Here is a 15,279-nt window from a genome sequence, read left to right on the forward strand (position 1 = left end):
TTTACGGAGGTTATAAAATGACCAAATCTCAACTTATTGAGAAAATTTCTGAGAAGTATCCTAAGCTAACAAAGAAGCAGATAGAATTTATTGTTAATGGTGTTTTTAACACAATAAAAGAGGCATTAAAAGAGGGAGAACCTGTTGAAATTAGAGGTTTTGGGAGTTTTAAAATAAGAGAAAAAGAGGCAAAAATAGGTAGAAATCCTAAAACAGGAGAAAAAGTTCAAATTCCTGCCAAAAAAGTTCCTTATTTCAAACCTGGAAAAGAAATAAAAGAACAGCTTATTGAAAAACCAGCTGAATAGTTTTCAAATTTAAATTAACAATTTTAAATTTTATAAAAATTTGAGGTAAGGAAAACCTTACCTCCAATCCTAAGTTTATTGTTACATATCGGGGAAATTGTGTGGTATTGTAGTAATCTATTAAATTTTTTCTCATTATTTTCTACATGTAACACCGGTAAGGGTGTAATCGTCATTAAAACATATAACTTAACAGCTTATCATAGATATCCATACTTTTAACGATTTTTTTGTACTATCCATTTTTTAATGGAAAAATAAATCTAATGCATGCTCTTCGATAAATTTTTGCAATTTCTCTTCTGCAATCCTTGCTACCTTACACCTTTTTAAACTTCTAACCAATTTTTCACAATCAGAAATATTAACACGCCTAATTATCATTTTTGCTTTCAATATAGAAGCAGGAGACATGCTTAAATTTCTATATCCCAATCCCAAAAGTACAGGAATATACTTAGGATCTCCAGCCATCTCACCACAGACAGTTGCCTCTATCCCTGCTCTATTTGCATCCTTTAATATTTTCTTAAGTAAATGTAATACTGCTGGATGCGTTGGTCTATAAAGATATGCAACGTATTCATTATTTCTATCAATACCAATTGTATATTGAATAAGATCGTTTGTCCCTACACTGAAAAAGTCAACTTCTTTATTAACAAGATGAGTAATAAGAGCTAGAGACGGTAATTCAACCATAACACCAACAGGAACATCTTTTCTAAATTCCTTCCCCTCTGCCTCAAGCTCTCTAATTGCATCATCTAAAACAGATTTTGCAAGTATTATCTCTTCCATTCCAGATATCATTGGGAACATAATCTTAACATCACCATAAATTGCAACTCTAAGTATAGCCTTTATTTGTGACATAAAAAAATCTTTAAACCTTAAAGAGTATCTTATTGCCCTTAAACCCATAACTGGATTTTGTTCATCTGGATGAGGTAACAGGTCAGAAAGCTTTTCACCTCCAAGGTCAAATGTTCTTATTACAATTGGCTTATCACCATTTTTTATAACTGCATCTTTTAAAATCTCAAACTGTTCATCTTCAGACACATTCCCATTTTCTAAATATATAAATTCAGTTCTATACAATCCAATCCCTTTAGAATTATAACTGTTCGATATTTCTATCTCATCATTTATTTCAACATTAGAAAAAATATTAACCTCAACCCCATCGTTAGTTTTAACTTCTACATCAATAAGTTTTTCTAATTCTTCAATATACTTAATATACTGTTTTTCTTTTTCCTCATACTCTCTCAATACTTCCTCATTAGGATCTATTATTACAACCCCATTAAACCCATCCACTATAACAACTTCATCACTAGAAACAATATTATCTGTTATTTTTTCTAATCCTACAACAGCAGGAATCCCCATAGCTCTAGCTATTATTGATGTATGAGATGTTTTGCTACCCAAATCTGTTGCAAAAGCTATTATATTTTGTCTCAATAAAGAAGCAGTTTCTGAAGGTGATAAATCATGAGCAATAGCAATTCTTTTTTCTCCAGTTGTCTCATTAAAAACAAAACCATCATTAGTCATAAATCTCATTAATTTATCTACAATGTGCTTTATATCATTTTTCCTTTCTCTAATATATGGATCTTCAGTTCTATCAAAAACATCCATCAAGCTTTTTGCCACTTTTTTTAAAGCATACTCTGCATTAATTTTCTCATTTCTAATAACTCTTTCAGTTTCCCCAATCAACATATCATCCTTTAATAAAAGTAAATAAACATCAAATATAAAAGTATGTTCTTCACCAATATCACTTAGACTTATCTCTTTTATATGTTTTATATAATCCTCACATTTTTTCACAGCATCTTTAAACTTTCTCAATTCTATCGCAATTCTATCATCAGATATTTGATATTTTTTAACCTTAATTATTCTTCTATCAATAAAAAAAGCCTTACCAATTGCAATACCATCACTTACACCAATCCCTTTTAAAATAATCACCTATCCTCTCCAAATTTATTTTTAATCAAATTACTAAGTGCATCTAGTGCCTCATCAGCATCATCACCAGCAGCTTTAATTAAAAGCTTTGAACCCTTCGGAGCAACAAGCATTAAAATCCCCATAATACTTTTACCATTAACCTCCAACCCATCCTTTTCAACTAAAATTTCTGAATTGTACTTTGATGCTTCCTGAACGAATGAAGCCGCAGCCCTCGCATGCATTCCTAACTCATTAATAATTTCAACTTCAATCTGCTTTTTCCCTTTCATAGTTAAATACCTACCGATATTTTTAATACTAAAGTTATTATTATGACCATTATTAGACTAAACATCACATCAACCTTTTTAGCTAAAGTAGTCCCTACTAAAAAATACCCCAAGCACATTATATAAAAATTAAAATTATTTTCAAATCCAGTCTTGTGCAACATTACAACCAAAAATAAACCCATAAAAAAAGATGTTATAATATCAAAATAACTTGCCCATTTATTGAAGAAAATCTTATTAAACCAGCTTATAGTTTCCTTACCATATGTAAAACCAATATCAAATCCCTTATATAAAAAGAAAAAATGAAAGAAATTAAAAAATAATAAATAAAATATTAATGCAATCATAGGATTATAAAACGCAATTATAGCAGCAAACACAAAAGAAGCTGGTCGTAAAGCGTGCCAAAAAAAACTATCTCCCAAAGCACCAAATGCTGAAGAATAAATTCTTTTATATGATTCTGGATCACCTTGATTCAAAAATTCCTTAAACCATACACCAACAACGAACATAAATAAAAAAGGATGTGTATTAAAATAGCTAAGTTCCCTTTTTATTATTTTATCAGGTACATTAAATTCCTTTTCTTTATTTATTTCATCCAACAAATAAACAAATCCTGTACCTTGCATATTCTCGTAATTCCAGTTAGCTTGATAAAACAAACTTTTAATAAATCTTTTAAATTTACTCATATAACCAACCACCCTAAAATGACACCTATAATAAAAACTATATATTTGGTTAAGCTTTTAAAACTTAAGAATCTAATTAAATACCCTGATAAGAAAAAAATCAGTAATATCAAATAATCTGTTACATATTTATTAAATATAAAATTAAAATTAATAACTACAAGTTGGTTATATACAAAATATATAACAAAAAACAAAAAATTATAAACTATAACACCTCTAAAAAATGAGATTAATACTCCCCAAGCTAACACTCTTGTAACAGGGAAATCATTCCACTTAACTTTGTTTTTTAAAAAAATACCTTGATTTAACCGACGAGTAAGAGTATCAGTAAAAGTTACAGGATAAGAGGAAATAATTAGCAATAACAACAGTATAAACAACTTGAATACATTATCAATACTAACAAAATTTATCATAAAACATCCAACATAACACATAAAAGAATCATCTCGTGGAACATGAGTCCCTACAGGTAAATCTATTAAACCAATAAGCTCAAAAACTACACCGAGTAATAAACACATTGTTAAATTACCCAATATCAATCCAATTATAAGAGCAATCAATATTGGGCGCGACACCATAATATTAAAAGCACTGTTTCTATCAACTGAAATTAATCCTGATAAAAAAAATAAAAACAGATACTTCATTTTACCAATTTATGGAAATTTTTAATATCTACATTTGTTTCCCATGGCAATTTTTTAGTAAAAATCATATACTTATCCCGAAGAGTACATAATGCTAAAATCTCTTCTTTGGTTAAATAAACAGTATCAGAAACTTCTATCTTATGCTTCCTGTTTGCAACACAACCTATATTAATATATATTTCATCTGATAAAAGATCTGAAACCTGCATAAAAGTATTTACATCTTCAAAAAGTACTAAAAGATCATTTTTAATCTTTTTAATATCAAATTTTTTCTTAAAATCAGATACTGAGTAAAAATTCAGACTAACACTATTTGGTATAATACTCTTATATATTGTTTTTTTAAGCTCATCTTTAACAATATTATCACTAACAATAATTACATCATTAATTTTATAGTATTTAATCCAGCCTTCAATAACTTGCCCATGTATTAATCTATCATCCACGCGAAAAATTATGCGTTTATCCATTTAACAAATCTCCAGGTCTTTTAATACTCTGCTTACCTCTTTCTACAACCTTTCTTGCAATTTCCTCCACATCATTAGTTTCCTCTCTTAAAGTCAAAGCTTTTATTAACATCGGTAAATTAACACCCGTTACAACATCTACTTTTTCTTCACCTAAATACGCCATTGCTATATTGGATGGACTCCCACCAAACATATCAGTAAATATTAATAAACCATCCTTTTTGTACTTAATTATGTATTCTTCTAATACCCCAGCAATATCATTTAAAGACGATCCAGTTTGCACAGCTAAAATCTCAACTCTATCTTTTTTCCCTAAAATCATTTCTGCTGTTTTTAACAATGCAAGTCCCAAAGAACCATGAGTTAAAATTACAATTCCAACCATATAACCTCACCTTTCCATATCTCTATGTTTAATTTTAACATTTAAATCAGTTTTTTCTAGCATATATTTATAAATAAAATCTGCTATTGCCACTGACCTATGCTTTCCTCCTGTACAACCTATTGAAATTGTAAGATATTTTTTCCCTTCTCTCATATAATTTGGAATTAAAAAATCTAGTAAATTCTTCAATTTACGTAAAAAAATTCTACTTCTTTTATCCGAAAAAATATAATCTTTCACTTCATTATCTAACCCAGTCAACGGCCTATACTTATCAACATAATGAGGGTTTTTTAAGAATCTCACATCAAAAACCATATCAGACTCAGGAGGAATTCCATATTTAAAGCCGAAAGATTGAACCGTTAAAACCAAATTAGTTTGTATTTTTTTAGAGAATAACTCACTTATTTTTGTAGACAATTCATTCACATTAAGATTAGAGGTATCTATTATAAAATCAGCTAAATCCCTTATTTTGCTTAACAACGAAACCTCTTTTTCTATAGCTTTAATAAGATCATCCCCTAAAGGATGCTTTCTTCTTGTTTCTTTATACCTATTAAGCAAAACATTTTCATTAGCTTCAAGAAACAAAATATCTGCTTCATAATTATTTTTTATTTCCTTTATAAAATTATATGCTTTATCAAACTCCTTATTCCTAACATCAATAACAAATGCTATTTTTGAAATTTCTACATTAAAATCATAGGTAAATTGAAAAAATTTTTCAGCTAAAAATAAAGGGATATTATCTATAGTATAATATCCTTGATCTTCCAGAGATTTGGCTGCAGTAGATTTTCCTGCCCCAGAAAGTCCTGTTACAATAACAATTGACAAATCTTTTTTCATTCAATCCCTTTTTTAAACATAACATTCTTTATTACTTTCTCTTCATTCCTTTTAATAATCCTATTTAACCTCTCACTAAACTCATGTGCTGCATCAAATCCCATCAGTTTTAAAAGATGATTTCTTGCAGCAGCTTCAATTATGATCGCAATATTTCTTCCAGGAGAAACAGGTATGTTAAGCAAAGGTAGTTCTACTCCTAAAATATCCACTGTGTTCTTATTCAACCCTGTTCTATCATAATTGTCCTCTTTGTCCCAATCCAAAAGTTTCACAACCATTTCCACTTTTTTTCTAAGCCTTATAGATCCAATCCCATACATTTCTTTAATATTCAAAATCCCCAATCCGCGTACTTCTATATGGTTTCTTAAAATATCATCACTGTTACCAACTAAATATCCCTGCTTCCTTTTTACGATTACCACATCATCAGCAACAAGTCTATGTCCTCTCTTAACAAGCTCTAACGCACACTCACTTTTACCAATACCGCTTCGTCCCATAATCAATACACCGACTCCATGCACATCGACTAAAACACCATGTAAATTTGTCATAGGTGCAAGTTTTTCTTCTAAATATGAAGATATTTCACTGATAGCCGCAGAGCTAACTAGTTCAGTTCTAAAGATTGGGACATAATTCTCTTTACAAGCTTGAATCACAATTTTAGGAATATGTAAGTTTTTAGTAACAACAAAGCATGAAATATTTTTCTGACATAATTTAGTTATAGATTTATACTTTTCTGTAAAAGGTAATGTCTTTAAATAAGAAATTTCTGTATTACCCAATATCTGAACTCTTCCCTCATGAATATGCTCTGTATAACCAGCCAACCCCAAACCAGGCTTTTGAATCCTATGATTGTTTATAAATTTTTTATCTAATAGCTTTCTACCATAAATCAGTTTTAATTTAAGACTTGCAGCTTCAGGAGCTAATAGCTCTGAAACTGGTATTTTCTTCATTACAAATTACTTTCCTCTTCTTTCAAAATATTTAATACTTCAGATGGAGTATTTACAGATAAAACTCTACTTTTGAAATTAGTCATCTTCATCAATCTAGAAATCCTTGCAAGTGTCTTCAGATGTAATTGCATTTGATTAGCTGGTGCAATAACAACAAAGAATAACTTTACAGGCAACCTGTCTGCTGCATCAAAATCTTGTCCTTCTTTTGAAATTGCTATCAATATCTTAATTTCATCTAAATCAGTAATTTTAGCGTGGGGAATTGCAACTTCTTCCCCCACTGCAGTAGAACTTAACTTTTCTCTTTCGATAAGAGAATTATAAACCAGACTCTCATCTTCAATAAGATCAATCTCTTTAAATTTCCTAGCAAAATATTCTAACAACTCTTCTTTAGCATATTTACCATCTAAAAATATGATATGATTTTCATCAATATAATCAGCAATTTTCATCATAATTTCCCTTATGGTTCAATTAATCCAATATTACCATCATCTCTATGATAAACAACATTTACCTCGCCAGTATCAGCATTTCTAAACACAAAAAAGTTCTTGTTTAATAACTCCATTTGCATTACAGCCTCATCTATAGTCATCGGTTTTGCTGGTATTTGTTTAGAAATAATTGTTTTAGGCTTTTCAGTCTCAAAAATAGAATCAACATCAATAACATTAAGTCTTAATGAAGAACCAGGAGTATTTTCCATAATTTTCTTGTTTTTAAGTTTTTCTTTATATTTTACCAGCTGTTTTTCAATTTTATCAACAGCCAAGTCAATTGATGCATAAAGATCTTCAGATTTCTCCAGTCCCTTCAAAAAAACACCTTTTGCATCCACCAAGATTTCAGCAATATGCACATTCTTCTGAACTTCTAGAAGAACATGCACATCTATAATTTGATTAAAATACCTCTTTATCTTGGATACTTTCTTTTCCACATAATTTCTAATTGGATCTGTTAAGTCAATATTTCTTGCAGTTATTTGAATATTCATAAAACCTCCTATCTTTGTTTTCTTTTACTTGTAGATGGTATTCCTAATTCATCTCTATATTTTGCAACAGTCCGCCTTGCAATTTTTATACCTTTTTTTGACAAAATTTCCACAATTTTTTCATCACTAAAAGGTTTCTTCTTATCTTCACTATCTATTATTTCTTTAATTAACGTTTTGATTGCATCAACACTTATTGTTCCATCAATAGTTTCAATCCCTTTTACAAAAAAACTTTTAATCTCATAAACACCATATTCACATGCTAAGTACTTATTAGACGTAACCCTACTTATTGTAGATTCATGAAGTTTAGTTTCAGCTGACACATCCTTTAACTTAAGTGGTTTTAAGTTCCTATCACCATAAAGAAAAAAATGCTTTTGGTGCTTTACAATAGTTTCCACTACTTTTAAAATTGCTTTTTTCCTCTGATTTAAACTTTTCAATATCCATAACGCATTTTTTACTTTCTCTTCTACATACTCTTTAGTCTTTTCGTCAAGCTCCTTACTCTTAAATAATTTAACATAATAACTATTTAATTTTATCGAAGGAATATATTCTTCGTTTAATCGAACTTCCAAATCATCACCTTTCTTGATAACATAAACATCTGGGATAATATAAACTGTCTCACTATTAAACTTTAACCCAGGCTTAGGATCAACTTTTTTAATTAACCCCATAAGATAATCAAAATAATCCTTATCAATACCCAAATCAGCTATAATATACTCGTAATTTCCACTTATCAGTTCAGTCTCATACTTATCAAGAATAACATTAATATAGTTAAGATCTTCTTCTTTAACTTTAAAATCTTTCAACTGAATATTCAAACATTCTTTTAAGTTTCTACTCGCAATGCCAGAAGGATCAAATTCCTGAATCTTTCTAAGAACCCGTAAAAAGCGCTCTTTTGTAACCCCCAGTTCTTTAGCTGATGAATCAATATCTAGTCTAAAATAACCATTTTCAGTCAAATTACCTATTATATACTCCCCTATTCTGTAATCATCACCTTTTAATGAAGAAATATCTAATTGAAAAAGTAAATGTTGATACAAATTGGGTTTCTTACTAACAAATTTTTCAAAATTGATATCATCATCTTCTTTTATATAATATTTAAATTCATCATCTTCATCAAAGAAAAACTCCATATCTACTTTTTTCAATTCTTCAATATAAGAGTCAACATTAATATCGTCTTCTACCAAATCTTCTTTTTTCTCAATTTCTTCTAAAACTGGATTTTCTTCCAGAATACTATTGATCTCTTGCGACAATTCAAACATTGGAAGCTGAAGAATATTTAATGACTGTTTCATTTGAGGAGTAATAAGAAGTTTTTGAGACAGTTTATTCTTTAGGGTGATGTTTAATTTGCTCATTTTATAATCTATACCCTTCTCCGAGATACGTTTCTCTCACTTTTTCATTTTCAATAATCTCTTCAGGTGTGCCATGTGTTAATATTTTTCCATTATGCATAATATATGCTCTATCAGTAATTTGCAATGTTTCCCTAACATTATGATCAGTTATTAAAATTCCAATATTCATTTTTTTCAGTCTTTCAATCATACATTGTATTTCCTGAACAGAAATTGGATCAATCCCAGCAAAAGGCTCATCAAGCAAAATTATTTCTGGTTCAATGGAAAGACATCTAGCAATTTCAGCTCTTCTTTTTTCTCCTCCACTAAGTGAATATCCTATCGTATCTTTCACTTTCTCTAATCCAAAATCCTTCAACAATTGATTTATTCTTTCTTCTATAAATCCTACATCTTTATATTTAAGCTCCATCGCTGCATATAAGTTTTCATATACTGTAAGCTTTCTAAAAATAGATACTTCTTGAGGAAGATACCCAATCCCTTTTTCTGCTCTTTTATAAATAGGCATTTCAGTTATTTCATCACCTTTATAAAAAATTTTCCCTTCATCAGGCTTTATTATTCCAACTAACATATAAAATGTAGTAGTTTTGCCTGCACCATTCGGACCAAGAAGCCCAACTACCTCACCTTTATTCAAAACTAAATTAACACCATCAACCACATTCCTGTTTTTATACCTTTTTATTAATCCTTTAGCTTCTAAAGTCATCTATTTTACCTTTTCATCAGGATAAAAAATAATCTTAACCTTTTTATCCTTAATATTCTTCACTTCCAGCCTTTTTTCTTTATTATAAATGTATACTTCGTCTCCTTCTAAATAATTTTTATTCTGCCAAATTTTTACATTCCCTTTTAAAACAGTTAAATCTTTAATTATATCCATCTCGGCTCTATCAGATAAAGATAATATATTATCCCTTACAACTTTAACATTTCCTATGCAAATAATTTTTACAGGTCTATTATTTTCATTTATATAAACTATCATCTTATCACTATTAACTGTAGTATTATCATAAACTGCTTCTACATTACCTTCAAAAAGAGATTCCCTTTTCTCTCCATCATAAATCAACTTATCAGATTTTATTTTTATAGCATTTGAAGCATGTATATTAAAAGAAAATAAAAAAATAACAAATAAACTAATTAACCACTTCATAATTTACCTCAACATTTCCTATAAAAATAATCTTATTAGTTTTGATAAAAAAAAGTACATTATCTGCCTTAATATAATTTGTTTTTTGATGAAATACAACCCTACCATTAATATTACCACTTCCATTATCAAAACCGTATTCACAATTTGCCATATCACTAACCGTACTAAACTTAATATCATTATAAAAACCAAAAATATTTCCTGAAAGAATCACTTTTTTATCAACAACATACTCACAACTATCTGCATTCAACTCTAACTCATTCTTTCCATTCTTGTATACAACATTACAACCTTCCATCTTTATTTTATTAAGATCTTTACTATACTCAGCTTTAGAAGACTTTATATTATAGAATTCATCTTTAGAAATCCTCTTAGACATATCAAAGTCACTAACTGTGATACTATTTTTTCTAATTTTTACACTTTCAAATCTAACTTTATTTTTATAATAAAAAAGAAAAAAAATCAGTAGAAGCAAAGTAGTAATCAATAAATACTTAAAACTTTTTCCCACTGTCCATTTCTCTTTATAATTTCCTCAATAAATATCCTTACAGCTCCTTTTCCTCCATCCACAGGTACTATAAAATCAACAACATCTTTAACGTAATCTGGTGCATTATTTACAGTGGCAGAAAAACCCACTTTTTTCAGTAAAGCTATATCGTTTATATCATCACCAATATAAGCTGCCTCACTATCACTAAAACCTAAATCATTTTTTATTTTTTCATATGCTTTTACTTTGTTATTAAGCCCTTGAAATATATTTTCAATCCCAAGATCCTTGCATCTTTGAATAGTAACAATAGAACTTCTACCTGTTAAAATAAAAAACTCATATCCAAGGGTCATTGCAAGTCTAATACCCAAGCCATCCCTTACATTAAAATTTTTTATCTCACCACATTGTTCACTATATATTATTGCCCCATCAGTTAAAACACCATCAACATCTAAAAAAATATATTTAATCATATAACTCCTGCCTTCAAAATATCATGCAAGTGAATAATACCATAAGGTCTTTCTTTATCATCTACTACCAACAAACTAGTAATAGAGTGTTTTTCCATTATCTGCAATGCCTTTGCAGCTAAGGCATCTTCTTCTATAGTTTTTGGATTTTTAGACGCTATATCCATTATGTTTCTTGTAAAAAGGTTGTTGAATTTTTCAAGTCCTCTTCTTAAATCCCCATCTGTTACAATCCCTACCAACCTACCATCATCATCCACAATAGCTGTACAACCAAAACCTTTAGAGCTCATCTCAAGGATTGCATCAGTTACAGTAACATTTTTATTAACAACTGGTACTCTATTACCTATATGATATATATCGCTAACTTTTAATAAAAGTTTTTTACCAAGACTTCCAGAAGGATGAAACATTGCAAAATCTTCTTCCTTAAATCCTCTTTTTTCTAATAAAGCTACTGCCAAAGCATCACCCATAGCAAGAGCAGCAGTAGTACTAGCTGTTGGGGCCAAATTTAACGGACAAGCCTCCTTTTCAACTGAAGCATCCAAAACACAATCACTTTTTTTAGCAAGAGTTGAATCTAGTTTACCAACAATGGAAATCAGAAGTATATCTAGCCTTTTAATTATAGGTAATATAGATACAATTTCCTCAGTCTCTCCACTATTAGATATTGCTAAAACCACATCACCTTTTACCAACATACCCAGATCACCATGCACTCCCTCGGCAGGATGCATAAAAAGCGAAGGTGTACCTGTTGAAGCAAAAGTAGAAGCAATTTTTTTACCAATCAAGCCGGATTTTCCCATACCTGTAACAACTAATCTACCTTTACAATTAAATATTATATCCACAGCCTTTACAAAATTATCATCTATTTTATTAAGCAACTTATAAATTGCATCAGCTTCTATTTTCAATGCTCTTCTAGCAATTTCCCTTACATCCATAAAACATCCCTAATTTTTTTAACTTCATCCAATAACTTTTCTGTCATTTTGAAATCTAACATATTAGCCCCATCGCAAAGTGCAATATCAGGATTAGGATGAATTTCCATGAATAAACCATCCACACCACAAGCCACTGCACTTCTAGCTAAGTATGGTGCAAACCTTTTTTCACCACCAGATACATCCCCTCTACCACCCGGCAATTGTACTGAATGAGTAACATCAAATATTACAGAATCACAAAATTCTCTCATAATAGGAAAACTTCTAAAATCTACCACTAAATTATTATATCCAAAACTGTAACCCCTTTCTGTCAACATAATATCTCTTGCACCAAAGAACTTTAGTTTTTCCACAACATTTCTCATATCCCAAGGTGCCATAAACTGACCTTTTTTCACATTTACTACTTTTCCAGTTTTAGCAGCTGCCCTCAAAATATCAGTTTGTCTACAAAGAAAAGCTGGAACTTGTAATATATCAACATAATCTTTTATAATTTCTGCTTCTTTCTCAGAATGAAAATCTGTTAAAATCTTAACATTATATTCTTTTTTTAACTTTTCAAAAAACTTTATTCCTTTTTCAATTCCAGGCCCTCTATAAGAATGTACAGAACTTCTATTGGCTTTATCATATGATGTTTTATAAACATAACCAAATCCATACTTTTCGCACAAATTCATCAAAAAATCACATGTCTTGAATGCAATATCATCATTTTCATAAACACATGGACCTGCAATTACTATCATCATCAACTCTCAGCATTCATTTTTTTATCAAGTTTATACTTATAAGCAGCCTTTACAAAATCTCTAAATAACGGATGTGGCTCTAAAGGCCTTGACTTAAATTCCGGGTGAAATTGACACCCAAGAAACCATCTATGAGCTTTTAATTCAATAATCTCCACTAAATCTCTATCTGGATTTACTCCAGAAATATTTAAACCTGCTTTAATAAAATCTTCTTTATATCTATTGTTAAACTCCAATCGATGTCTGTGTCTTTCGCTTATTTGATCTATTTTGTATGCTTCATAAGCAATTGAACCTTCTTTGAGCTTACATTTATAAGCACCAAGTCTCATGGTTCCACCTAATTGCTTTATATTTTTTTGTTCTTCCATATAATCAATCACAGGATATGGAGTTTTATCATCAAACTCAACACTATGTGCACCCTCCAATTTCATCACGTTTCTTGCAAATTCAATTACTGCACACTGCATTCCTAAGCAAATCCCAAAAAAAGGTATATCTTTGTTCCTTGCAAAATTCACTGCATTAATTTTCCCTTCTATTCCTCTATCACCAAATCCACCAGGGACTAAAATACCATCCAATTCTTCAAGATACCTTCCAACATTACCATCTTCAAGATCTTCTGCATCTATCCATTTTATATCAACCTTTAATTTATTAGCAATACCACCATGAATTAATGCCTCATTCAAACTTATATAAGCATCTTTCAAATTCACATATTTACCAACAACACCAATAATTACAGTATCATCAGGATTTTTCAGTCTATATACCACATCTTCCCATTTTGAAAGATCTATATCACTTTCTTCCAAATCAAGTTTTTTAAGAATTATTCTATCTATGCCCTCTTTATGTAAAAGCAAAGGTACTTGATAAATAGTAGAGGCATCAATTGCATTGATAACTGAATTTTTAGAAACATTACAAAATAATGCTATTTTCTTACGAATACTATCATCTAAAGGATACTCAGATCTACAAACCAACACATCAGGTTGAATACCAATTGCCCTCAGCTCTTTCACTGAATGCTGTGTCGGTTTTGTTTTTAATTCACCAGCACTTTTAATATAAGGGACTAAAGTTACATGAACATACGCAACATCCTTATCATCCATATCATATTTCATCTGCCTAATCGCTTCTAAAAACGGTAAACTCTCTATATCCCCTACTGTACCACCAATCTCTGTTATGACTATATCATAATCTTCAGACAACTTAAAAATACTATCTTTAATTTCATCTGTTACATGTGGTATTACTTGAACAGTTGCTCCTAAATAATCCCCTTTTCTTTCTTTGTTTATAACATTATAATAAATTTTACCTGTTGTAACATTACACTCTCTGCTTGTCCTTGTTGTTAGGAATCTTTCATAATGACCTAAATCAAGATCTGTTTCTGCGCCATCATCAGTTACATATACTTCACCATGCTGAAATGGACTCATTGTACCAGGATCAACATTCAGATAAGGATCAAATTTTTTAATAATTACTCTATAACCACGATTCTCAAGTAAGGTACCCAAAGATGCAGCAGTTATCCCTTTACCTAACGAAGAAAGAACTCCACCGGTTACAAAAATAAATTTAGCCATTTTCCATCTCCCTAATAATTTCTTCTACTACTTGCAAATCATCTTTTGTATCTACTGACAATGAGTTGTATGTTGTATGTATTACTTTTATTTTATAACCATTTTCAATAACTCTCAACTGCTCAAGTTTTTCTAGGTTTTCTAGTTCACTTTCAGACAACTCTGTAAATTTCAACAAGAAATCTCTTTTAAATCCATAAATTCCAACATGTTTCTTATATTTTATATCTCTACTTTCTCTTACATAAGGTATCAACGATCTTGAAAAATATATTGCATAATTGTTTCTATCTACAACGACCTTAACATTGTTTGGATTCATAGCATCTTCTTTATCCATATCACAATAAGCAGTTATCATGTCAGCATTCTCATCTTTCCTTAACTCATCGATTAAGCTGTTTATCAATTCAGGTTCAATTAAAGGTTCGTCACCTTGAACATTTATTATTATCTCTTCATCCAAATATTTTGCTACTTTAGCTACCCTATCAGTTCCAGATTTAATGTTTTTATCACTCATTACACACTCAAGTCCGTCTATTTTGTTACACTCATCTAAAATCTTCTCACTGTCAGTTACAACAATCACTCTATCAGCTTTTGATTTCAAACATCTTGTTGCTACCCTATTTATCATGGCAATTCCATTTATTTTCAATAATGGTTTACCTGGTAATCTAGTTGACTCATATCTGGCAGGAATCACTACAGCAGACATATA

Annotated in this window: 20 protein-coding genes; 1 reads left to right on the forward strand and 19 read right to left on the reverse strand. The window is 30.0% G+C overall.

The genetic code is table 11. The features are described from left to right. Positions 1 to 17 precede the first annotated feature (17 nt). Positions 18 to 308, forward strand: a complete 291-nt coding sequence (locus OWK30_RS01380; protein ID WP_423322855.1) for an integration host factor subunit beta — start codon at positions 18 to 20, stop codon at positions 306 to 308. A gap of 246 nt (positions 309 to 554) precedes the next feature. Here OWK30_RS01380 and ptsP read toward each other — a convergent pair whose 3' ends face one another. The 19 genes from ptsP to kdsB are packed head-to-tail and all read right to left on the reverse strand — an operon-like array spanning position 555 to position 15,276. Further along, on the reverse strand, positions 555 to 2,300 hold the full coding sequence (gene ptsP, locus OWK30_RS01385) for a phosphoenolpyruvate--protein phosphotransferase (protein WP_423322857.1): 1,746 nt from the start codon (positions 2,298 to 2,300) through the stop codon (positions 555 to 557). After that, positions 2,297 to 2,575 carry an HPr family phosphocarrier protein gene (locus tag OWK30_RS01390; protein ID WP_423322859.1) on the reverse strand — a complete coding sequence of 93 codons (279 nt, stop codon included), beginning with the start codon at positions 2,573 to 2,575 and terminating at the stop codon, positions 2,297 to 2,299. Before OWK30_RS01390 ends, ptsP begins: the two co-directional genes overlap by 4 nt. A gap of 2 nt (positions 2,576 to 2,577) precedes the next feature. Continuing rightward, positions 2,578 to 3,279, reverse strand: coding sequence for a PTS system mannose/fructose/sorbose family transporter subunit IID (locus tag OWK30_RS01395; protein WP_423322861.1), 702 nt, complete (start codon positions 3,277 to 3,279; stop codon positions 2,578 to 2,580). Continuing rightward, entirely contained in the window at positions 3,276 to 3,938 is a 663-nt protein-coding gene (locus OWK30_RS01400) for a PTS sugar transporter subunit IIC (RefSeq protein WP_423322863.1), read from the reverse strand. The genes OWK30_RS01395 and OWK30_RS01400 overlap by 4 nt, the downstream gene beginning before the upstream one ends. Beyond that, positions 3,935 to 4,417: a PTS sugar transporter subunit IIB gene (locus tag OWK30_RS01405; protein WP_423322865.1), complete on the reverse strand. Its 483-nt coding sequence runs from the start codon at positions 4,415 to 4,417 to the stop codon at positions 3,935 to 3,937. The genes OWK30_RS01400 and OWK30_RS01405 overlap by 4 nt, the downstream gene beginning before the upstream one ends. Further along, positions 4,410 to 4,808: a PTS sugar transporter subunit IIA gene (locus OWK30_RS01410; protein WP_423322867.1), complete on the reverse strand. Its 399-nt coding sequence runs from the start codon at positions 4,806 to 4,808 to the stop codon at positions 4,410 to 4,412. Before OWK30_RS01410 ends, OWK30_RS01405 begins: the two co-directional genes overlap by 8 nt. A 6-nt stretch (positions 4,809 to 4,814) precedes the next feature. Continuing rightward, positions 4,815 to 5,669, reverse strand: coding sequence for an RNase adapter RapZ (rapZ, locus tag OWK30_RS01415; RefSeq protein ID WP_423322868.1), 855 nt, complete (start codon positions 5,667 to 5,669; stop codon positions 4,815 to 4,817). Beyond that, on the reverse strand, positions 5,666 to 6,643 hold the full coding sequence (hprK, locus tag OWK30_RS01420; protein WP_423322870.1) for an HPr(Ser) kinase/phosphatase: 978 nt from the start codon (positions 6,641 to 6,643) through the stop codon (positions 5,666 to 5,668). The genes rapZ and hprK overlap by 4 nt, the downstream gene beginning before the upstream one ends. Then, positions 6,643 to 7,107, reverse strand: a complete 465-nt coding sequence (locus OWK30_RS01425) for a PTS sugar transporter subunit IIA (protein ID WP_423322872.1) — start codon at positions 7,105 to 7,107, stop codon at positions 6,643 to 6,645. The genes hprK and OWK30_RS01425 overlap by 1 nt, the downstream gene beginning before the upstream one ends. Before the next feature lie 8 nt (positions 7,108 to 7,115). Beyond that, the gene (hpf, locus tag OWK30_RS01430; protein ID WP_423322874.1) at positions 7,116 to 7,652 is read right to left on the reverse strand and encodes a ribosome hibernation-promoting factor, HPF/YfiA family; all 537 of its coding nucleotides are present in this window, start codon (positions 7,650 to 7,652) and stop codon (positions 7,116 to 7,118) included. Positions 7,653 to 7,660: 8 nt separating this feature from the next. Then, on the reverse strand, positions 7,661 to 9,049 hold the full coding sequence (rpoN, locus tag OWK30_RS01435) for an RNA polymerase factor sigma-54 (RefSeq protein ID WP_423322876.1): 1,389 nt from the start codon (positions 9,047 to 9,049) through the stop codon (positions 7,661 to 7,663). Position 9,050: 1 nt separating this feature from the next. Then, positions 9,051 to 9,770, reverse strand: coding sequence for an LPS export ABC transporter ATP-binding protein (gene lptB, locus OWK30_RS01440; protein WP_423322878.1), 720 nt, complete (start codon positions 9,768 to 9,770; stop codon positions 9,051 to 9,053). Then, positions 9,771 to 10,226: an LptA/OstA family protein gene (locus OWK30_RS01445; protein WP_423322880.1), complete on the reverse strand. Its 456-nt coding sequence runs from the start codon at positions 10,224 to 10,226 to the stop codon at positions 9,771 to 9,773. Next, complete coding sequence (locus OWK30_RS01450; RefSeq protein WP_423322882.1) at positions 10,210 to 10,749, reverse strand: hypothetical protein; 540 nt, start codon at positions 10,747 to 10,749, stop codon at positions 10,210 to 10,212. Before OWK30_RS01450 ends, OWK30_RS01445 begins: the two co-directional genes overlap by 17 nt. After that, on the reverse strand, positions 10,722 to 11,213 hold the full coding sequence (locus OWK30_RS01455) for a KdsC family phosphatase (protein ID WP_423322884.1): 492 nt from the start codon (positions 11,211 to 11,213) through the stop codon (positions 10,722 to 10,724). Before OWK30_RS01455 ends, OWK30_RS01450 begins: the two co-directional genes overlap by 28 nt. Next, positions 11,210 to 12,172, reverse strand: a complete 963-nt coding sequence (locus tag OWK30_RS01460; protein ID WP_423322886.1) for a KpsF/GutQ family sugar-phosphate isomerase — start codon at positions 12,170 to 12,172, stop codon at positions 11,210 to 11,212. The genes OWK30_RS01455 and OWK30_RS01460 overlap by 4 nt, the downstream gene beginning before the upstream one ends. Then, the gene (kdsA, locus tag OWK30_RS01465; protein WP_423322887.1) at positions 12,163 to 12,933 is read right to left on the reverse strand and encodes a 3-deoxy-8-phosphooctulonate synthase; all 771 of its coding nucleotides are present in this window, start codon (positions 12,931 to 12,933) and stop codon (positions 12,163 to 12,165) included. The genes OWK30_RS01460 and kdsA overlap by 10 nt, the downstream gene beginning before the upstream one ends. Positions 12,934 to 12,935: 2 nt before the next feature. Then, positions 12,936 to 14,555 carry a CTP synthase gene (locus OWK30_RS01470; RefSeq protein WP_423322888.1) on the reverse strand — a complete coding sequence of 540 codons (1,620 nt, stop codon included), beginning with the start codon at positions 14,553 to 14,555 and terminating at the stop codon, positions 12,936 to 12,938. After that, on the reverse strand, positions 14,548 to 15,276 hold the full coding sequence (gene kdsB, locus OWK30_RS01475) for a 3-deoxy-manno-octulosonate cytidylyltransferase (protein WP_423322890.1): 729 nt from the start codon (positions 15,274 to 15,276) through the stop codon (positions 14,548 to 14,550). Before kdsB ends, OWK30_RS01470 begins: the two co-directional genes overlap by 8 nt. Positions 15,277 to 15,279 lie beyond the last annotated feature (3 nt).

This window comes from Deferribacter abyssi, assembly GCF_049472655.1.
Taxonomy (GTDB): domain Bacteria; phylum Chrysiogenota; class Deferribacteres; order Deferribacterales; family Deferribacteraceae; genus Deferribacter; species Deferribacter abyssi.